A 19,935-nucleotide genomic window follows, 5' to 3' on the forward strand; every position below is an offset into this window, starting at 1 on the left:
CAACAGCCCGAGGTTTCGAAAGGACAAGAACATGACAAAACCATGGACCGAAGCAGGTACCAGCAAGTTTGTGACCATCCGCGAAGGCGATGCGGACCTGAACATTCACTACAACGACACCGAAGCCGGTGATGAAGTGGTTGTGATGCTGCACGGTTCTGGCCCCGGCGCCAGCGGCTGGGCCAACTTCAACCGCAACATCCAGCCCCTGACCGACGCCGGCTACCGGGTGATCCTGATGGACTGCCCGGGCTGGAGCAAAAGCGACACCATCGTGAACGACGGTTCCCGTTCCCACCTGAACGCCCGTGTTCTGAAAGGTCTGGTGGATGCGCTCGGCCTGAACAAGATTCACATCATCGGTAACTCCATGGGTGGCCACAGCGCTGTAGCCTTTACCCTGGAATACCCGGAACACGTGGACAAGCTGATCCTTATGGGTGGCGGCACCGGTGGCGGCAGCCTGTTCACCCCGATGCCGGCCGAAGGCATCAAGCGCATCGGCAAGCTGTACCGTGAACCGAACATGGACAATCTCAAAGAGATGATGGACATCTTCGTTTACGACACCAGCAACCTTACCGAAGAGCTGTTCCAGACCCGCCTGGACAACATCCTGGCCCGTAAGGATCACCTGGAAAACTTTGTTGCCAGCACCAAGGCCAACCCCAAGCAGTTCCCGGATGTAGGCCATCGCCTGGGCGAGATCGAGAACGAAACCCTGATTGTCTGGGGTCGCGATGATCGCTTTGTACCCATGGATACCGGTATTCGCCTGGTGAACGGCATCCAGCGTTCTGAGCTGCACATCTTCAATCGCTGTGGCCACTGGGTGCAGTGGGAATATGCTGACAAGTTCAACCGCATGGTTCTGGACTTCCTGAAGCACGGCATCAACTGATCGCCAGCCACAGATAGCCTTGAAGGACGTTGAAATGAGTGTAGATCAACAGGTTCTGGACAAACTGGCGGAACAACTGCGCCAGGCCGAAGTTTCCGGTGAACCGGTGCCGCCGCTGCGTGACCAGATCGGCGAAGACAGCGCGGAAGCGGCGTATCAGATCCAGCGTTTGAATGTGGCCCATGCCTGTGCCAACGGTGCTCGCATTGTCGGCCGCAAGATCGGCCTGACCAACCCGAAAGTACAGGCCCAGCTGGGCGTGGATCAGCCGGACTTCGGCACCCTGTATGCCGATATGGCTTACGGCGATAACGAAGAAGTGCCCTTTGGCCGTGTACTGCAGCCAAAAGTGGAAGCGGAAATCGCCCTGGTGCTGGCCGAAGATCTGCCCCGGGCAGATACCGGACTGGCTGAGTTGGCGGCTGCAGTGGACTGGGTAATGCCGGCGCTGGAAATTGTCGGTAGCCGTGTCGAAAACTGGAACATCCGCTTTGTGGACACCGTGGCCGACAACGCCTCCAGTGGCTGCTTTGTGCTGGGTGGTCCGGCCCGTCGTATTGACGGTGTAGACCTGCGCAAGGCCGCCATGACCATGACCCGTAACGGCGAGGAAGTCTCCGCCGGCGACGGTTCAGAGTGCCTGGGCAACCCCCTGAATGCTGCGGTATGGCTGGCTCGCAAAATGGCGAGCCTGGGTGAGCCCCTGCGTAAAGGCGACATCATTCTGACCGGTGCACTGGGGCCTATGTCCCCAGTGGCTGCCGGCGACCGGTTTGAGGCCGTCATCGAAGGCATTGGCCAGGTTGGCGTGTCATTCAGTGCCGAATAAGGCCTACCGGACTTTTTGAGGAAAACGAGTATGAGCAAGAAAATCAAAGCCGCCATCATCGGCTCGGGCAACATCGGCACCGACCTGATGATCAAGATCCTGCGTAACGGCAAGAACATCGAAATGGGCGCCATGGTCGGTATCGACCCGGAATCCGACGGCCTGGCCCGTGCCAACCGCATGGGCGTCGCCACCGCCCACGAAGGCGTGGACGGCCTGGTGAAGATGCCGGAGTTTGCCGACATCGACATCGTGTTTGATGCCACCTCTGCTGGCGCGCACATGCACAACGAAGTGTTCCTGCGCGGCCACAAAGAAAACATCAAGATTGTGGACCTGACGCCGGCGGCCATCGGGCCCTACTGCGTGCCCGTAGTGAACCTGGAACAGAACCTGAATGAAGGTAATGTGAACATGGTTACCTGCGGTGGCCAGGCCACGATTCCGATGGTTGCAGCTGTGTCTCGCGTGGCCAAAGTGCACTACGCCGAAATCGTTGCGTCGATTTCCAGTAAGTCTGCTGGCCCCGGCACCCGCGCCAACATCGACGAGTTCACCGAAACCACCTCCAGGGCCATCGAAGTGGTCGGTGGTGCCCAGAAGGGCAAAGCCATCATCATCCTGAACCCGGCCGAGCCGCCCTTGCTGATGCGCGACACCGTGTACGTGCTGTCTGATGCAGTAGACCAGGCCGAAGTAGAGAAGTCTGTGGAAGAGATGGCTGCGGCCGTACAAAGCTACGTGCCGGGCTACCGCCTGAAGCAGAAGGTGCAGTTTGATGTAATCCCGGAAGACCAGCCCCTTAATGTGCCGGGCCTGGGTCACTTCAGCGGCCTGAAGACGTCGGTGTTCCTGGAAGTGGAAGGCGCCGCCCATTACCTCCCGGCCTATGCCGGCAACCTCGACATCATGACCTCTGCGGCCCTGGGCACAGCCGAGCGGATCGCCGAGTCACTGATCAACTGAGGAGATTGAAGCATGACTTTTAACCCTGGCAAGAAACTCTACATCTCCGACGTGACTCTGCGGGACGGCAGCCACGCCGTACGCCACCAATACAGCATCAAGAACGTGCAGGACATTGCCCGTGCACTCGACAAGGCCAAGGTGGATTCCATCGAAGTGGCCCACGGCGACGGCCTGCAAGGCTCCAGCTTTAACTATGGCTTTGGCGCCCACACCGACCTGGAGTGGATCGAAGCCGTGGCAGAAGTGATCGAGCACGCCCAGATCGCAACCCTGCTGTTGCCCGGCATTGGTACTGTTCATGACCTGGATAACGCCTACAAGGCTGGTGCACGCATTGTCCGGGTAGCCACCCACTGCACCGAGGCGGATGTGTCCAAACAGCACATCGAGCACGCTCGCAAGCTGGGCATGGACACCGTGGGCTTCCTGATGATGAGCCACATGCAGACTCCTCAGGGTCTGGCCGAGCAGGCCAAGCTGATGGAAAGCTACGGTGCTACCTGTATCTACGTGGTGGACTCCGGCGGCGCGATGAACATGAACGATATCCGCGACCGGTTCCGCGCCGTTAAAGACGTGCTGGACCCGAATACCCAGACCGGTATCCACGCTCACCACAACCTGGCCCTCGGTGTCGCTAACTCCATGGTTGCCGTGGAAGAAGGCTGTGACCGTATCGATGCCTCGCTGGCAGGGCAGGGTGCCGGTGCCGGCAACGCGCCGCTGGAAGTGTGCATTGCCGCCTTCGACAAGCAGGGTTGGGAACATGGCACCGACCTGTACGCCCTGATGGACGCCGCTGACGACATCGTGCGCCCGCTGCAGGATCGTCCGGTTCGTGTAGACCGTGAAACCCTGGCCCTGGGCTATGCCGGCGTGTACTCAAGCTTCCTGCGTCACTCCGAAGTGGCTGCGCAGAAGTATGGCCTGAAGACCGTAGACATTCTGGTTGAACTGGGCAAACGCCGGATGGTGGGTGGCCAGGAAGACATGATTGTTGACGTTGCACTGGATCTGCTGAAGGCACAAGATGCACAGAAACCGGTCTGACTTGTCCAAACCGGTATCAAGCGTTGTTCCTCCTGACTGGGGCTGCGATCGGCAGTTCCTTCCCGTCAACGCCGAGACCCGAGGGGAGCCCTGAATGAAACATCAACGAACACTCTCCCTGCATCATCTGACCGCATTGGATGTTGCCCCTATCGACTTACCAGCTTACGCCGCTCAGGCAGGGTGCGACTATGTTGGCGTATTCTGCGATCTGCCCGGAGTAAAAGCGGCAGGCTACCCCACCCTTTCACCCGGCGAGAGTGAACAGCAATTCCAAGAAGCTCTGATCGCGCATGATATCTCCGTTAACAACATGGAATTGTTTCAGATTCGCCCTAACACCGAGATCCACCAGTTCAAAGAGGGGCTGGCCATGGGTAACCGGCTGGGGGCACGGCAAATTACCGTTCACATGCACGATACCAATCCAGCTCGCTCCGTCGTCGCCTTTTCAGAACTCTGCCGGATCGCAGCGGACTATGGGCTGAATGTTGCTCTGGAATTCACAAGCTTTTCAGAGGTCCGCACCCTTGAAAAGGCTCTGGCCCTTCTTCGTGCCGCCAACAGAACGAACGGGCGCGTGGCACTGGATCTGCTCCACTTTTTTCGCAACGGAGGAACCCTCAGTACTATCAAAAGCCTTGAGCCACACGAGCTCGGTTATGTTCAGGTGTGCGACGGGATGTATCGAAACCCCGAGGATCTCTACGCAGAAGCCGTAAAGAACCGGATGCTGCCCGGAGACGGAGAGTTTCCTATCCAGCAGGTTCTGTCTTTGATTCCGGGCAATGTCATCGTGGACATTGAAGTTCCTCAGATACGTTTCAAGGAACAAGGCATCAGTGCCCGCAGACGGATTGCAATGGCAGTTGAGCGCACAATCAGAATGATCCCCCCCTGCTAGCTTCTTCCCGCCTATTTTCCTGAAACCTTTGACCTGTGAGTTGGTCACAGGTTTTACTCTTCTGTTGTGGATTTGGGAGATTGCCGTGTCGGTGTGGGTGGCGCTTCCGAAAACCGCTGTGAATACTTCCCTGTACGCTTGTCTCCGCCATCCATGGCTACGAACATTTTCGGAAGCGCCACCCACACCAACACTCCGAAGCATCTGAATAGGCCTCCCATCCACCCGAATGTTTATTGGGGGATCATGGCACCATGAAAGTCAAAGAAATCGCCACCGCCGCCGGGGTTAACCCGGATACCGTCCGGTTCTACACCCGGGAAGGTCTGCTGCGTCCGGTGCGGAATCCGGATAACAACTATCAGCTTTATGATGCCGAGGATCTGCGGCGGTTGCGGTTTGCCCGGAAGGCGCGGCAGCTGGGTTTTTCGTTGCCGGAGATCCGGCAGATTCTGGAGCAGGCGGATGACCATCATTCTCCCTGCCCGATGGTGCGGGATGTGTTTACGCAGCGGCTGGCGGAGGTGGAGCGGGAGATTGCAGAGTTGCAGTTGTTGCGCAAGCGGATGGTGTCGGCGTTGTCGGCCTGGCAGGAGATGCCGGATGGGACGCCGGACGGGCATACGATTTGTCGGTTGATCGAGCATTGGGATGATCCTTCTGCCGGGTCTTGCTGTGGGAGTAGTGAATGATGGGTGAAGCACCGGTTCTGAGAACAGCACTGTCGATTTCCGGGGCGTCTTGTCAGGGGTGTGCGAAGAAGATTCGCAATGCCCTGGAGCCGTTGGCCGGTAGTACCGAGCTGGTTGAAGTGAATCTCGAGGCACAGACGGTGGCCCTGCCTGAGGGCGTGGATGTGGCCGAGGCGGCGCGGATTGTGACGGAGACGGGGTATCCGGCAGAGGCCATTGCCGAGCCGGGGGCGGAGTCCGGCAGCTGTTGTGCGTCGAAGAAAACCACGTCCTGCTGTAGCAGCAAGGCGCAGGAAGAAACCCACAAGCCGGATGAGCCGGCAGCAGAGGCTGCGAGCGCAACTGAGGTGCCGGCCGATGGCGATGCGGTGGTGTTGGCGGTGACCGGGGCGACCTGTGCGTCTTGTGTGAATTCTATCGAGAAAGCCCTGATGTCGGTGCCCGGGGTAACCCATGCCCATATGAACCTGGCGGATAACACCGCCACCGCCAGCGGAGATGCCGACCCGCAGGCGCTGGTGCAGGCGGTGGAGAGTGCGGGTTATGGTGCCCGAGTGATTGAAGACGCGGATGCCGCCGACGACCGCAAGCAGGAAGAGGACAAGAAGCAGTACAAGGTACTGCTGGTGAAGATGGCGATCAGTCTGGGCCTGGGCCTTGGGTTGATGATCTGGGGCATGGGCTTCGGGTCGATGATGGTGACCGAGGCCAATCATCTTACCTGGATCAATCTGGGCATTCTCACTCTGGGGGTGATGATTGCCACCGGCGGGCATTTCTACACCGGGGCCTGGAAGGCGTTCAAACATCATAACGCCAATATGGACACACTGATTGCTCTGGGGACAGGCACCGCCTGGCTGTATTCGATCGTGGTGGCCAGTGCGCCGGAGGCGCTGCCGGAGATGGCGCGTCATGTGTATTTCGAGGCTTCGGCGATGATCATTGGCCTGATCAATCTGGGCCATGCCCTGGAGTTGCGGGCCAAGGGCAAGACCTCGGAAGCGGTGCGTAGGCTGCTGGATTTGCGGGCGAAAACGGCCCGGGTGATCCGCGATGGCCAGGAGCAGGATATTCCCGTTGAGGAGGTTCAGAAAGGCGACCGCATCCGGGTGCGCCCGGGCGAGAAGCTGCCGGTGGACGGGGTGATTGCCGAAGGCACCACCCGCATCGATGAAAGCATGCTGACCGGTGAGCCCATGCCGGTGGGCAAGGGCGAAGGCGATGAGGTCTCGGCCGGTACTCTGAACACCCACGGCTCGATTATTTATGAAGCTACCCGGGTGGGCAGCGAGACCGCGCTGGCCCAGATCATCAAGCTGGTGAAGAAGGCCCAGGGCTCGAAACCCGCCATTGGCCGGCTGGCAGACAAGATCTCTTCGGTGTTCGTGCCCACGGTGATGCTGATTGCCGTGGTGTCGGCGCTGGTCTGGTACAACGTCGGGCCGGAGCCGGCGGTGGTGCACATGATGGTGGCCGCCACCACGGTACTGATCATTGCCTGCCCCTGCGCGTTGGGGCTGGCCACGCCCATGTCGGTGATGGTGGGTGTCGGCAAGGCAGCAGAGTACGGTGCCCTGATTCGCCAGGGCGATGCCTTGCAGACTGCCGGAAAAATCGATCTGGTGATTCTGGATAAAACCGGCACCATTACCGAGGGCCATCCCGCGGTAACCCGTGTGCACGCGACAACCGGCGATGAGACACGCCTGCTGGCATTAGCCGCCGGGCTGGAGCAGCATTCCGAGCATCCGCTGGCAGAAGCCATTCTGGACCGGGCTCGAGAGAACGATATTGAGCCAGAATCGGTCTCCGGCTTTGAAGCGCTCAATGGCAAAGGTGTGCAAGGCAAGCTTGATAGCAAACCGGTACGCCTGGGCAATCGGCGCTGGCTGGAAGCCGAAGGGCTGTCTGTCGAGGCTCTGGATGATGCCGCCAAAACCATTACCCGGGAAGCCGGCACGCCGCTGTTCCTGGCGGTGGGCCAGCAAGTGTTGGGGGTCATCGGCGTGGCCGATGCCATCAAACCGGATTCCGAGGCTGCCATCCGGCGCCTGCACGACGCTGGCATCAAGGTGATGATGGTCACCGGCGATGTCGATGCCACGGCCAAGGCCATTGCGGCCAAGGCCGGCATCGATGACTACCGGGCCGAGGTGTTGCCGGAGGACAAAGCCGAAGTGGTCAGCGAAATGCGGGGTAAAGGCTACACGGTGGCCATGGTGGGGGATGGCATCAACGATGCCCCGGCGCTGGCAGCTGCGGACGTCGGCTTTGCCATCGGAACCGGCACCGACGTGGCCATTGAAAGCGCGTCCATCACCCTGATGCGCGGTTCCCTGCACGGGGTGCCAGACGCCATCGAGATCTCCCGGGCGACCGTGAAGAATATTCACCAGAACCTGTTCGGCGCCTTCGTCTATAACTCCTTGGGTATTCCGGTGGCTGCGGGCCTGCTCTACCCTGTCTGGGGCATCCTGATGAGTCCGATCCTGGCCGGCGCCGCCATGTCACTGTCGTCGGTCACCGTGGTGACCAACGCCAACCGGCTGCGGTTGTTCAAGACCAGCCACAAACCGGCACACTCGTCTGAAAAAAGGGAGCAGAACTGATGGCAGCGTTTCTGGTCAATGCCACAGGAGTCGCCCTGATGGCCGCCATTGTCTGGTGGTTCTGGCTGCCCGGCTCTGGCAGAAAATCTGGCAATAACGAAGAACACCAACACTGAGGTAACCGCCATGAAAAAACACACCCTGGCCCTTGGCCTGATTGCTGCAATGGGTTTTTCCACAACCGCCCTGGCTGGCGGTGCCGCCCAGAGCATCCATGTATACAAATCGCCCACCTGTGGCTGCTGCGGCGACTGGATCGACCATCTGGAAGAGAACGGCTTCGAGGTAACCGCCACCAACAGTAACGACATGGGCAAGATCAAGGCCGAAGCCGGGCTGATTCCGGGCCTGGGCAGTTGCCACACCGCCTTTGTGGACGGCTATGTGATTGAAGGCCATGTACCGGCAGACGATATCAAGCGCCTGCTTGCCGAGGCACCCAAAGCTACCGGCCTGAGCGTGCCCGGCATGCCGGCAGGCTCTCCGGGTATGGAAATGGGCGACCGGAAAGATCACTACAAGGTGATTCTGTTCAATGAACAGGGCCAGACCCGGATCTTTAATCAACACAACTGATGGTTCGCCCTTCGGGGCTGTGTCGGGCGCAGGTTGCACACCTGCGCCCGAAATCTGCCTATTTTTTCTACACGACAGCCCCGCACTGTTCTATGATGGAACATGGATTCAGAACAATACTGGCAAGGAAACATTTTGAGCCTCAAAACCCGCATTCTCGGGCTGGCTGCGCTGTTGATCGTCGCGGCAGGTACCGCTTCCTGGCTGGCCTACCGGGCGTTATCGGAAGACATTATTGAGCGCTGGGGCCAGCAGGTGGCCGAGATCCAGGTGCGCTACGACAGCGCCCGGCTGCTGCAGTCCCTGGAACGGGAAATCGGGCTGGCCCGGCAGATGGCCAGTTCCTCGGCCCTGATTCAGTGGGCCCGGTCACCGGAAGACCCGAAACTGAAAGCCCAGGCCATCCGTCAGATGGAGAGCTTCCGCAGCAACTTCCGCGATAACAGCTACTTTGTGGCGCTGCGTGGTAACGGCCATTACTACTACAACAACGCTGACAACGACTACGCCGGCAACCAGTATCGTTATACCCTGAATCCGGACAAGCCCGACGACACCTGGTTTTTCCAGCTGATCGAGGAAGGCCGGGATTTTCACCTGAACGTCAATCCCGACACCGAGCTGGGCGTTACCAAGCTCTGGATCGACGCACTCATGCGTGACGAAGACAACAACATCGTCGGCATGGTCGGCACCGGCCTGAACCTGGACGACTTTCTGCAAGACATAGTCGATATCGGCCAGGAAGGCATCACCACCCTGTTCGTGGACTACAACGGTGCCATCCAGCTCTACCGGGATCGCAACTACATCGACTTTGCCACCATCATCAAACCGGAAGGCCAGAAGAACACCGTAGACCTGCTGTTCGAAGACCCCCAGGACAAACAGCAAATTCTCGGCATGCTGCAGCTTCTAAAACAGCGCAATGGCGAATACGGCGCGGTAGAAAGCGGATTCGTTACGGTGGACGGTCGCAAACACCTCGCCGGCGTAGCCTTTTTGCCCGCCATCGGCTGGTTCGAGATTACCCTGCTCGACCTGGATGCGCTGATTCCCCGAAGCTATCTCTGGCCGCTGATATCGGTGTTCCTGGTCAGCCTTCTGGTGACACTGGTGCTGTTCCACCTGATCATCCAGTCCCGTATCCTGCGGCCGGTGGTCAGCCTTGAGGAAGCCGTGCACCGGTTAGGGGACGGCTGCTTTGACCTGCCCTACCTGCCCAAGCCAGACAACGAGATTGGCCGCCTGGTAGACCATTTCGAGAAGATGTCCCATTCCCTGCGGGATACCACCCGCGATCTTGAGCAGAAGGTGGCGCAACGCACCGAGGAACTGCAGCGCCTGGCCCGGGTTGATGCCCTGACCGGCCTGAAAAACCGCCGGGGGCTCGACGAAGCCATGAATGAGGAGATTCAACGCGCTGAGAGGGAGCAAAAAGGCTTCGGCTTGCTATGGCTGGACATTGATCACTTCAAGGCCATCAACGACAGCCAGGGCCACCAGGCCGGTGACCAGATCTTGTGTCGGGTTGCACTCTGGCTGAAAGCAGCTGTTCGGCCTTATGACCACCCCGGGCGCTGGGGCGGTGACGAGTTCGTGGTACTGTTGTCACCGTGCGATGCCACCACACTGGAGCAGATTGCCTGCCGTATTCGCGCCGGTGTCGAGCGGGAAAGCAAGCGTAGCGGAACACCGGTTACCATCAGCGTGGGCGGCTATTACTGCCAGCCTGGTGAAGATTTCGATACCCTGCTGCGCACTGCCGACCGGGCCCTGTACGAAGCCAAGAAAAAAGGCCGGAACCGGGTCTGCATCCTCTCGCCGACGGGCGAAGCCTTTCATCCGGCCTGACAGATCTGACTCCCTCTGGCAGAACCGTTATACTCCGCTGCATCACACATTTTTAGCCAGGTTATTTCTCCATGCTCAATGCCGACGCTCTCAATCAGTTGCGCCAGCTGAAAACCGATATCAAGCAGAACAAGGTGGTCTTCCCGGGTACCGTCAAGCCCACCAACGGGCGCTTCGGCTTTGTGGCCCTGGACGAAGGACGGGACGTGTTCCTGCCGCCCGAGGAAATGCAGAAGGTGCTGCCCGGCGACCGGGTAAACGTTACCGAACAGGAAGTGGAAAAGGGCAAAACCCAGGGCGTGGTGGACGAGCTTCTGGAATCGCACCTGACCACCTTCGTGGGCCGTTACCTGATCAAGGGCAAGGGCCACTTTGTGGCGCCGGAAACCCCGGGCATCAACCGCTGGATCTTCATTCCGCCGAAAGAGCGCATGAACGCCCAGCCGGACGACTTCATCTACTGCCAGATTCATCGCCACCCGTTCAAGGACGGCAAGGGCCAGGCCAAGGTACTTCGGGTTATCGGCAAGGCCGGTGAGCCGGGCATCGAACGGGCCTTCACCCTGGCCAACTTCGACCTGGCCGACGCCTGGCCGGACGAAGTGCAGAAGCAGGCCGATGCCCTGGGCGAAGAGTCTGTTTCCGCCCATACCGGTGGCCGCGAAGACCGCACCGCACAGCCCTATGTAACCATCGACAGCCCGGGCACCCAGGACATGGACGATGCCCTGATGGCCACACCCAACGCCACCGGCTGGACTCTGTCCATTGCCATTGCCGACCCGACGGCGATGATTGAACCGGGCAGCCCGGCCGAGGAAGAAGCCTTCAACCGGGCCACGGCAATCTACTTCCCGGGCGAGCCGCTGCCCATGCTGCCAGACACCATCAGCACCCGCCTGTGCTCACTGATGCCGGATGTACCCCGGCTGGCGCTGGTGTGCGACCTGCAGGTGAACAACGATGGCAGCCTGGGTGACTACAGCTTTCACCAGGCCACTATCCGCTCCAAGGGTAAGCTCAGCTACGAGCTGGTCTCGCACCTGATTGAAGGCCGGGAAGACGACGACATCAAGGCCCTGCCGGACGCGGTGGCCAACAGCCTGGACCAGCTGCACCAGGCCGCCACCGCCCTGCGTAAATGGCGCGCCGAACACGCACTGCTGAGCAACGACCGGCCGGAATTCCGCCTGCGGCTGGACGAGAACAAGCGCATCCGGCTGATTGAGCCGGCAGTGCAGAACGAAGCCCACCGGCTGGTGGAAGAGTGCATGGTGGCGGCCAACCGCTGCGCCGCTGACTTCCTGAACCAGCAGGGCCAGGGGCTGTTTATCCAGCACCCGGGCCTGCGGGACGACCGTGCTGACAACATCCGCAAGCTGCTGGAAGGCTACGCACCGCACCTGGTCGAGCACGATGCCAGCACCGCCGAAGGCTTCAAGGCCCTGATGAAACACACCGAGCAACTGGAAGCGGAAGTACCGGTTAAATCCATTCTGTCCCGCCAGCTGGCCCGGGCAGAGCTGGGTTTTGAAGCCGCGCCCCACCAGGGTATGGGGCTGGCCGCCTACACCACCTTTACCTCACCGCTGCGCAAGTTCTCGGATTTCTATGTACACCGGTTGATCAAGGCCGCGCTTTGGGATTGCCCCATCAAGGCCCTGAACAGCCAGCAGCTGGAAGCCCTGCAGAGCACCCAGTTCCGGGCCCGCCAGGCTGCCAACACCCTGGAAACCTGGCTGAAAGCAGACTACGCCAAGACACTGCCGGAAGACCCCATGGACGGCACCATCAGTCGCACCATGCCCTCCGGCTTCTTTGTACGACTGGATTGCAACGGCCTGGAAGGCTTTGTCAGCTGCAAGGACCTGGACGGAAAGTTCAGCTTTGACCCGGTCACCCTGCGCCTGGTGCACAACAAGAACGGCCGCATCTTCCAGCTGGAACAGCGGGTAACCGTGAGCTTTACCGGGGTGGACGACGAGCGCCGGCAGATCAACTTCAAGCTGCTGAGCGCCGAAGAAATCCCCACCGGTACAGACAAAGAGGGCGGCTGACGCCGCCCTCGTACTTACTTCTCCAGCATTCTGGACAGGCGCTCATCCTTGGCGCGCCAAAGTTCGCCCAGCCAGTCTTTCACGTTCCGGCGATGCTCGGCATCGCTGGAGTAGTCCCGCCCTTTCAGGTGCTCGGGAATGCTCCGGGTACTGATATTCAGCTGGATCTCCGGCACCCGGCCACACAGGAAGTCCCAGAAGGTGGGCGCTCCGGCCGGATAGGCGATGGTGACATCCACCAGCGTGTCGATGGAATCGCCCATGGCATCCAGCACAAACGCCGCTCCGCCCGCCTTCGGCACCAGCAGGTGCTGGTAGGGTGATTTCTGTTTATCGTGCTTGGCCTGGGTAAAGCGCGTGCCTTCAACAAAGTTCATCACGCTGACCGGGGTATAGCGGAATTTCTCGCAGGCCTTGCGGGTGGCAATCAGGTCGTCACCGCGTTTTTCCGGATGCTTGATCAGGTATTCCCGGCTGTAGCGCTTCATGAACGGGAAATCCAGGCCCCACCAGGCCAGGCCGATCACCGGCACCCAGATCAGCTGCTGTTTGAGAAAGAACTTCAGAAACGGTGCCTTGCGGTTGAACACCCGCTGCATGGCCAGGATATCCACCCAGCTCTGGTGGTTACTTAACACCAGGTACCAGCTTTCGCGCTTGAGGTTTTCCGCACCGGTCACCTGCCAGCGGGTACCCTGGGTCAGTTTCATCCAGCCAGTATTGCAGGCCACCCAGGATTCCGACACCCAGATAATGGCCTTGGTGCACAGCACCCGGAAGCCCTTGTGGGGAACGATCAGCTTCAGGATGGCCGGAATGTACAGCAGCAGGCACCAGAACAGGGTGTTGAGACCCAGCAGAATGGAGTTGAGAATGCCGATCAGGGGCGCAGGCAGAAAGCTCAGCATGGTAATCCTGTTGTAGGTTATTGGTTCCGAAGGCCTGCATCATAGCAATCGCCGGGGCACTTGGGCAGTGGCCCGAAGTGACCATTGTGCCGGTCATCTGTGACGGATTTGCCATGGTGCCGGCACTACTGCCGCCCTATCCTTACCCCATTCCCTGAACAGCAGTCGATGATGGAAGGCCCATGCCCAGTGTTCTGAAAACGGTCCGCAATACCGCCTCCGGTCTCACCCGGCAGGGTGCACTCTACGCCGGCAATGCCTTTGACCGGGTATTCCGCGCCGCCAGCCTGGTACAGGCCGGGCAAACCCCTTTCGAAACCCTGCACAGTGACGGCCTGGTGAGCCTGCGTTATTACCCGCCGCTGCAGGAAGACTTCATCGAGCTGGACGGCATGGTGATTCCGGTAGAACGGAAAACCCACCGCACCCCGATTGTGATCATCCCGCCCCTGGCGGTGAACATGCTGATCTACGATCTTTTCCCCCAGCGCAGCCTGGTGCGGTTCCTGCGGGCCAAGGGCTTTGAGGTGTACCTGATTGACTGGGGCATCCCGAAACGGGAACACACCCACTACAACATGCACACCTATGTGGCGGAGTTGCTGCCGGCCTACCTGAACCGGGTGCGGGAGCACAGTGGCGAGCAGGAGTTGTCGCTGCATGGCTGGAGTATGGGGGGCATGTTTACCCTGTTCTATTCCGCTTTAAGCAAAGACCAGCATATCCGCAACGCCATCGTGCTGGGCCTGCCCATCGACAGCCATGCCTCCGGCGCCATCGGCTGGATGTACCAGCGCATTGCCGATGTGGCGGGGGTGGTGCGCAAGCGTACCGGGTTCAAGCTGCATGACCTGAAACCCCACTGGTTCTACACGCCTGGTTGGGCCAATACCATCGGCTTCAAGCTGACCAATCCGGTGGGCAGTGTGATGGGTTACTGGGAGCTGCTGGTGCGCCTGGGTGATCGGGAGTTTGTGACTAACCATGCCACGACGTCGGCTTTCCTGGACCGGATGGTGGCCTACCCGGGCGGGGTGATTCAGGACACGGTGGTGCGGGTGTGGATTGATAACCAGCTGGCGAAGGGGCAAATTCAGATTGGTGAGGATTTTGCGCGGCTGGAGAATGTGAATGCCAACTTACTGGCGATTGCCGGCCAGGAGGATACCCTGGCGACGCCGGGGGCGGCGAAGCGGGTGATGGATCATGTCAGCTCTGCGGACAAGACCTTCCGGGTGGCGCCGGGTGGGCATATGGGGATCCTGGCGGGGAGCAAGGCGCCTCGGGCTTCATGGTTGGAGCTTGCGGAGTGGCTTGCTGTTCGGTCTGACTGAGGCTTTTAGCTTGGGTGATGGCCGGCATGTGGCAGGGGGTAGGCCTTCCAAAAACCGCTCCTTCGGCACTTCCATGTGGCGCTTCTGCTCCGCCATCCATGGCTCCGCACATTTTTGGAAGGCCTACCCCCTGCCACCTGCCTCCTCTAACTTTTTTAGGGCCTTCTTGCTCTTCTTATGCCTGCGTTTCTCGTCTTACAACGATGACTTGGGGGCTTTCCTGCCCTACACTTCCATCCATGAAATCCATTGATATATTGAACCTGGACTTACGGTCTCTGGTGACCTTTCTGGCTGTGCTGGACGAGGGGAGTGTTTCCCGGGCGGCGGTTCGGCTTGGGGTTAGTCAGTCGGCGGTGAGTCATACCCTGGACCGGCTTCGGCAGGCGTTCGGGGATCCGTTGTTTGTGAAGTCCGGGCGGGGGATTGTGCCTACGGACTATGCCTTGCGCACCGGGCCTCATATCCGGCAGCTGCTGGACGATGTACGCACGCTGCCTTCCGGGCCGCCGTTTGATCCGGCGACGGCGGAGTTTACGTTTACCGTTGCCGCCAACGACTATCAGCGGGATTTGTTGCTGCCGGGGTTGGCCGGGATTCTGCGGGAGCAGGCGCCGGGGATTCATTTGCAGGTGATTCCCTCCGGTATTCCCAATGCCGATCTGCTGCGCAAGGAGGCCTGTGACCTGGTGATCAGTCCGTTCGCGCCGGAGGCCACAGACATCATGCAGCGCGGGCTGATGGCGGACAGGATGGTGGTGTTTTACGACCAGAACGAACGGCAAGCGCCGGCGGATCTGAAGGAGTACATGGCCGCGGACCACATCACCGTGCTGTTCGCAACCGGCGAAAAGCCAGGGCTCGACAGCACTATGGAAGCCCGCGGCATGAACCGGCACAGCGCGGTGACGGTGTCCAACTTCTCTGGCCTGCCGGCGTTCCTCAAAGGCACCACCCTCCTCGCCTCCGCCCCCGAACGCATGAGCAATGGCCTGATGCGGGACTTCGAGTACGTGCCGCTGCCGTTCCAGTACAACCCGTTTACCCTGCTCATGCTCTGGCACCGCCGCCACCAGACCGACCCCGCCCACCGCTGGGTTCGCAACCAGGTGAATTCGGTGGCCGCCACCATGAATGGCTTGCACGCTTAATTAATCGATTTCATTCATATATTGCATGAAAGCTCAGGCCATTATTTTTCCCGACTGATCGCCCTAGACTTCCGCTTCACATGTCGCTTGTCAGGTTGGGGGACGGCTTTCCAAAACCTTGCGGAGCCAGGGATGGCGGAGCAGAGCGTACAAGGATGTATTCACAGCGTGTTTTGGAAAGCCGTCCCCCAACCTGACACTCCACCGAAGTCAGGAACAAATGTGCTAGCACTAACAAGTATCTGGACAACCATTCTGCTGGCGGCTGCCGTGGCTCTCGCGCCCATGGCGATTGATATGTATCTGCCGGCACTGCCCCAGATCGGAGCCGATTTCAGTGCCGGCACCGATCAGGTCCAGCTAACCCTGAGCATTTACCTGATTGGCTTTGCCCTCGCCCAGCTCGTCTGCGGTCCACTGGCCGACCGCTTCGGCCGCAAGCCTGTGATGATCGGCGGCATGCTGCTGTTCGCCCTCGCCAGTATCGGCTGCGCCCTGGCCAGCAACATCGAAACCCTGCAACTGTTCCGTTTCCTCCAAGCCCTCGGCGGCTCCGCCGGCCCGGTACTGGCACGCGCCATCGTGCGGGACGTTTACACTCCCAGAGACGCCACAAAAATCCTCGCCCTGCTCGCCGGCATGATGGCCCTGGCGCCGGCCATCGCGCCGACGCTCGGGGGCTTTATCGTTGCCTTTATGGACTGGCACTGGATTTTCATAGTCATGGCCGCCTACGCTCTGATCATGGTCGCCGTCATCGCCTTTGGCATCCCGGAACCCCTGCGCCCCGAACACCGCCAACCGTTCCGCCTGTGCAGCCTGCTGCGTAACTACCGCCGCATCGGCACCGACATGACCTTTATCGGCTATACCCTCACCAGTGCCGCTATCTATGGCGGCCTGTTCGCCTTCCTGTCCGGCTCCGCCTTCGTGCTGATCGACGTACTTGGCGTGGCCCCGGAACACTTCGGCCTGTACACCGCCATCACTGCCGGTGGCTACCTGCTTGGCAACATGGTCTCCATCCGCCTGGCCAGCCGTTTCCAGCCGGACCAGATCCTGTTCTACGGCCTGATCATAACCGTCACCTCCGGCGCCACCATGGCCCTGCTGGCTTACCAGCAGGTGTATAGCCCCTGGGCAGTCATCCTGCCCCAAGCCGTGTTCATGGCCGGAACTGGCATGGTGCTACCTCAAACCATGGCCGGCGCCCTGGCTAACCACCCTACAATGGCCGGCTCCGCCTCGGCCCTGCTCGGCTTCACCCAGATGACCAGCGCCGCCGGAGCCGGTGCCCTGGTAGGCGTACTGCACGACGGCACGCCCCTGGTCATGGCCACCCTCATCGCCGGCTTCGCCGCCCTCGGCTTACTCGGCTACCTGCTGATGGTGCAGCGTTACCCCGCACAGAGCTTTGAAGCCCAAGCTGCTGCAGAGTAGTTATTGAAAGCGTCCCCCAACCAAGCCCTCCCCTTGTGCTAAACCCTTACAAACTGCATGGATGAAAACTCATCCAAACTAGGCTACATAGAGTAAGTACAAATTCCCGAAACCAATCAGCAAGGAGCAAACCATGGCGAACAACGTAACCCTGGACGGCAACCCCATCGAAATCGACGGCAAATTCCCCAAGCCCGGTGACAACGCAGCCCCCTTCACACTCACCAGCAGCGGCCTGGAAGAAGTGAAACTCGATAACTGGGCCGGCAAACGCAAAATCCTGAACATCATCCCCAGCATCGACACCGGCGTCTGCGCCGCCAGCACCCGCAAATTCAACGAAAAAGCCGGCGGCCTTGACAACACCGTCGTCCTCGTCGTCTCCGCCGACCTGCCCTTCGCTGCCTCCCGCTTCTGCGGCGCCGAAGGCCTGGACAACGTGGAAACCCTCTCCACCTTCCGCAACTACGCCTTCCAGCAAGACTACGGCGTAGCCATCCAGAACGGCCCCCTCGCCGGCCTGTGCGCCCGTGCGGTAGTGGTTCTGGACGAGAATAACAAAGTTATCCACAGCGAACTGGTCAGCGAGATCAAGAACGAGCCGGATTATGATGCGGCCTTGAAGGTGCTCTGAACCAACACTTTCTGGAACCGGCACCATACATGACCGTGTGGCACTGGTAATCCTCCGAAGTAGGGGCAGCCGGGTGGCGATGCCCTTCCAAAAATGTGCGGAGCCATGGATGGCGGAGCAGAAGCGCCACACGGACGTGCCGCAAGGAGCGGTTTTTGGAAGGGCATCGCCACCCGGCTGCTTTCACCAATTCTCTACCGCGAACTGTTAGAATCCCGCCACACTCAGAACCAAGGCACCCAACTCGACGTGCACAAAAACCTGCAAAACGCCTCCCTGGGCCGCCAGCTCTACCACATGACCTGGCCCATGCTGTTCGGCGTGCTCTCCCTGATGACCTTCCAGCTCACCGACAGCTTCTTCGTCGGCCAACTTGGCCGGGACCCACTGGCAGCCCTGGGCTTCACCGTGCCCATGCAACAACTGGTCAGCGGCATGTACGTGGGCCTGGGCATCGCCACCACCGCCATCATCTCCCGAACCCTCGGCCAGGGCGAAGACCTGCGCGCCCAGCGCCTCGGCGGCCTGGTAATCGCCATTGGCGCCGGCCTTGCGCTGACGCTTTGCCTGTCGGTCTGGCTACTGCAAAGCGTAATCCTGGACCTGCTCGGAGCCGAACAGGCCCTGCGCCCGGTGATTCGCGAATACTGGGCACCCTGGCTGCTGTCGGCCTGGACCGGCGCCATGGTGTACTTCAGCTACGCCGTATGCCGGGCCAACGGCGACACCCGCCTGCCCGGCTATATGATGATCATCACCAGCCTGCTCAACATTGCGCTGGACCCGCTGTACATCTTTGTCTTTGGCTGGGGTCTGCCCGGTGCCGCCTGGGCTACCATCACCGCCTTCAGTATCGGCGCCCTGATTGTGTTTCCCACCTTGCTCAAACGGGCCTGGCTGCGCTTTGACCTGCTCCAGCTGCAACTGGCCCAAGCTGTCCGCCAGCTGGGTGGCATCATGGCCCCGGCGATGGTCAGCCAGCTGATGCCACCGATCTCCGCCATGCTCGCCACCGCCCTGGTGGCAGGTTTCGGCTCCGCCGCCGTGGCGGCCTGGGGTTTGGGTACCCGGCTGGAGTTTTTTTCCATTGTGGTGGTGCTGGCGCTGACCATGTCCATGCCGCCGATGATCGGGCGTATGCTCGGGGCCGGTGATCTGGAGAATATCCGCAAACTGGTGCGTATTGCCGTGCGCTTTATCCTGGGCTGGCAGTTGTTTATCGGGCTGGTGTGGCTGGGCGCCTCGGGCGTGGTATCAACCCTGTTCAGCCCGGATGCCGATGTACAGGACACTCTGCTGAGCTACCTGCTGCGGGTGCCGCTGAGTTACAGCGGGCTGGGGGTGTGCATTCTGATGGTATCGGTGAACAACGCCCTGGGCATGCCCATGCGGGCGCTGCTGATTTCCACCTTGAGGCTGTTTGCCTGCTACCTGCCGCTGCTTTGGATTGGCGGGCAGGTATCCGGGCTGACCGGCCTGATGACCGGCGCCCTGATTGGCAACCTGCTGGCCGGTGCCATGGCCTATAGCCTGTACCGGCAAGGTATGAACCGGCTGCGCCGGCCGGCATGATGCGGCTCAGGCGAAGCGGGCGCGGAAGCTCTCCGGCATGAGGGTAACTTCGCGGGTTTTGTAGTTGAAGAACACAAAGCCGTATTTGGCCAGGGCAACGGGCTGGCCGCTGTCGGCCTTGGTTACCCGGAATACGAAGTCGCCGCCGTATTTGTTGAAGTCCATCAGGCCCACTTCGAAGCGCAGCATGTCCGGGTAGAAGGATTCGCCCTGGTACATGGTGGCTAGGTCGGTGACGATGATGCCTGAGCCGTCCTCGCCGCCTTCTTCAACGCCGTATTCCACCAGGAACTGTGCACGGGCTTCGGAGAGCATGGAGATCAGGGCGTCGTTGCCCAGGTGGTTGGCGCCGTTGATGTCGGTGATTCTGACCGGCATCCTTGTTTCGAAGCAGAAGGCGTTGTCCGGGAATTCGAGTTTGATTCTGGCCACGGCGGGGTTCCTTGGTTTGC

Annotated in this window: 17 protein-coding genes; 15 read left to right on the top strand and 2 right to left on the bottom strand. The window is 60.2% G+C overall.

Going from position 1 to position 19,935, the window contains the following annotated elements; translation table 11 throughout:
- Positions 1–31: 31 nt before the first annotated feature.
- The 10 genes from AQ621_RS15180 to AQ621_RS15225 all read left to right on the top strand — a co-directional run bounded on the left by AQ621_RS15180 (position 32) and on the right by AQ621_RS15225 (position 12,444).
- The gene (locus AQ621_RS15180) at positions 32–901 is read left to right on the top strand and encodes an alpha/beta fold hydrolase (RefSeq protein WP_058342107.1); all 870 of its coding nucleotides are present in this window, start codon (positions 32–34) and stop codon (positions 899–901) included.
- Positions 902–935: 34 nt separating this feature from the next.
- Positions 936–1,730 (top strand): 2-keto-4-pentenoate hydratase, encoded by a 795-nt coding sequence (gene mhpD, locus AQ621_RS15185; protein ID WP_058342108.1) that lies wholly within the window; start codon positions 936–938, stop codon positions 1,728–1,730.
- Positions 1,731–1,760: 30 nt separating this feature from the next.
- Positions 1,761–2,696, top strand: coding sequence for an acetaldehyde dehydrogenase (acetylating) (locus AQ621_RS15190; RefSeq protein WP_058342109.1), 936 nt, complete (start codon positions 1,761–1,763; stop codon positions 2,694–2,696).
- Between the two features lie 12 nt (positions 2,697–2,708).
- Positions 2,709–3,749, top strand: coding sequence for a 4-hydroxy-2-oxovalerate aldolase (gene dmpG, locus AQ621_RS15195; RefSeq protein ID WP_058342110.1), 1,041 nt, complete (start codon positions 2,709–2,711; stop codon positions 3,747–3,749).
- A 94-nt stretch (positions 3,750–3,843) separates the two neighbouring features.
- The gene (locus AQ621_RS15200; RefSeq protein WP_058342111.1) at positions 3,844–4,653 is read left to right on the top strand and encodes a sugar phosphate isomerase/epimerase family protein; all 810 of its coding nucleotides are present in this window, start codon (positions 3,844–3,846) and stop codon (positions 4,651–4,653) included.
- 254 nt (positions 4,654–4,907) lie between these two features.
- Entirely contained in the window at positions 4,908–5,345 is a 438-nt protein-coding gene (locus AQ621_RS15205) for a MerR family transcriptional regulator (RefSeq protein ID WP_022990344.1), read from the top strand.
- Positions 5,345–7,957 (top strand): heavy metal translocating P-type ATPase, encoded by a 2,613-nt coding sequence (locus AQ621_RS15210; RefSeq protein ID WP_058342457.1) that lies wholly within the window; start codon positions 5,345–5,347, stop codon positions 7,955–7,957. Before AQ621_RS15205 ends, AQ621_RS15210 begins: the two co-directional genes overlap by 1 nt.
- A 126-nt stretch (positions 7,958–8,083) precedes the next feature.
- A complete protein-coding gene (locus tag AQ621_RS15215) occupies positions 8,084–8,533 on the top strand; it encodes a DUF411 domain-containing protein (protein ID WP_036220175.1) in 450 nt (149 codons plus the stop codon).
- 135 nt (positions 8,534–8,668) lie between these two features.
- Positions 8,669–10,387, top strand: coding sequence for a sensor domain-containing diguanylate cyclase (locus AQ621_RS15220; RefSeq protein WP_058342112.1), 1,719 nt, complete (start codon positions 8,669–8,671; stop codon positions 10,385–10,387).
- Positions 10,388–10,458: 71 nt separating this feature from the next.
- A complete protein-coding gene (locus AQ621_RS15225; RefSeq protein WP_058342113.1) occupies positions 10,459–12,444 on the top strand; it encodes a ribonuclease R family protein in 1,986 nt (661 codons plus the stop codon).
- Positions 12,445–12,458: 14 nt separating this feature from the next.
- Here the strand turns inward: AQ621_RS15225 and AQ621_RS15230 are convergent, their stop codons facing one another.
- Complete coding sequence (locus AQ621_RS15230; RefSeq protein WP_058342114.1) at positions 12,459–13,352, bottom strand: acyltransferase; 894 nt, start codon at positions 13,350–13,352, stop codon at positions 12,459–12,461.
- Positions 13,353–13,534: 182 nt separating this feature from the next.
- On the opposite strand from AQ621_RS15230, the gene AQ621_RS15235 reads away from it, so the two are divergent.
- From AQ621_RS15235 to AQ621_RS15255, 5 genes are all read left to right on the top strand, one after another.
- Entirely contained in the window at positions 13,535–14,686 is a 1,152-nt protein-coding gene (locus tag AQ621_RS15235) for an alpha/beta fold hydrolase (RefSeq protein ID WP_058342115.1), read from the top strand.
- Between the two features lie 239 nt (positions 14,687–14,925).
- Positions 14,926–15,837 (top strand): LysR family transcriptional regulator, encoded by a 912-nt coding sequence (locus tag AQ621_RS15240; RefSeq protein ID WP_058342116.1) that lies wholly within the window; start codon positions 14,926–14,928, stop codon positions 15,835–15,837.
- Positions 15,838–16,059: 222 nt separating this feature from the next.
- A complete protein-coding gene (locus AQ621_RS15245; RefSeq protein WP_058342117.1) occupies positions 16,060–17,277 on the top strand; it encodes a multidrug effflux MFS transporter in 1,218 nt (405 codons plus the stop codon).
- A 133-nt stretch (positions 17,278–17,410) separates the two neighbouring features.
- On the top strand, positions 17,411–17,911 hold the full coding sequence (gene tpx, locus AQ621_RS15250; protein WP_058342118.1) for a thiol peroxidase: 501 nt from the start codon (positions 17,411–17,413) through the stop codon (positions 17,909–17,911).
- 249 nt (positions 17,912–18,160) lie between these two features.
- Complete coding sequence (locus AQ621_RS15255) at positions 18,161–19,483, top strand: MATE family efflux transporter (protein WP_227508361.1); 1,323 nt, start codon at positions 18,161–18,163, stop codon at positions 19,481–19,483.
- A gap of 6 nt (positions 19,484–19,489) precedes the next feature.
- Here AQ621_RS15255 and AQ621_RS15260 read toward each other — a convergent pair whose 3' ends face one another.
- Complete coding sequence (locus tag AQ621_RS15260) at positions 19,490–19,915, bottom strand: thioesterase family protein (RefSeq protein WP_058342119.1); 426 nt, start codon at positions 19,913–19,915, stop codon at positions 19,490–19,492.
- Between the last annotated feature and the right edge of the window lie 20 nt (positions 19,916–19,935).

The organism is Marinobacter sp. P4B1 (genome assembly GCF_001447135.1).
GTDB lineage: Bacteria > Pseudomonadota > Gammaproteobacteria > Pseudomonadales > Oleiphilaceae > Marinobacter > Marinobacter vinifirmus.

What these genes read in the sequence shown, in the direction of transcription:
- dmpG (WP_058342110.1), top strand. Translation starts at nt 2,709, where the DNA reads ATGACTTTTAACCCTGGCAAGAAACTCTACATCTCCGACGTGACTCTG.
- AQ621_RS15230 (WP_058342114.1), bottom strand. Translation starts at nt 13,352, where the DNA reads ATGCTGAGCTTTCTGCCTGCGCCCCTGATCGGCATTCTCAACTCCATT.
- tpx (WP_058342118.1), top strand. Translation starts at nt 17,411, where the DNA reads ATGGCGAACAACGTAACCCTGGACGGCAACCCCATCGAAATCGACGGC.
- AQ621_RS15190 (WP_058342109.1), top strand. Translation starts at nt 1,761, where the DNA reads ATGAGCAAGAAAATCAAAGCCGCCATCATCGGCTCGGGCAACATCGGC.
- AQ621_RS15225 (WP_058342113.1), top strand. Translation starts at nt 10,459, where the DNA reads ATGCTCAATGCCGACGCTCTCAATCAGTTGCGCCAGCTGAAAACCGAT.
- AQ621_RS15240 (WP_058342116.1), top strand. Translation starts at nt 14,926, where the DNA reads ATGAAATCCATTGATATATTGAACCTGGACTTACGGTCTCTGGTGACC.
- AQ621_RS15235 (WP_058342115.1), top strand. Translation starts at nt 13,535, where the DNA reads ATGCCCAGTGTTCTGAAAACGGTCCGCAATACCGCCTCCGGTCTCACC.
- AQ621_RS15215 (WP_036220175.1), top strand. Translation starts at nt 8,084, where the DNA reads ATGAAAAAACACACCCTGGCCCTTGGCCTGATTGCTGCAATGGGTTTT.
- AQ621_RS15210 (WP_058342457.1), top strand. Translation starts at nt 5,345, where the DNA reads ATGGGTGAAGCACCGGTTCTGAGAACAGCACTGTCGATTTCCGGGGCG.
- AQ621_RS15180 (WP_058342107.1), top strand. Translation starts at nt 32, where the DNA reads ATGACAAAACCATGGACCGAAGCAGGTACCAGCAAGTTTGTGACCATC.
- mhpD (WP_058342108.1), top strand. Translation starts at nt 936, where the DNA reads ATGAGTGTAGATCAACAGGTTCTGGACAAACTGGCGGAACAACTGCGC.
- AQ621_RS15205 (WP_022990344.1), top strand. Translation starts at nt 4,908, where the DNA reads ATGAAAGTCAAAGAAATCGCCACCGCCGCCGGGGTTAACCCGGATACC.
- AQ621_RS15200 (WP_058342111.1), top strand. Translation starts at nt 3,844, where the DNA reads ATGAAACATCAACGAACACTCTCCCTGCATCATCTGACCGCATTGGAT.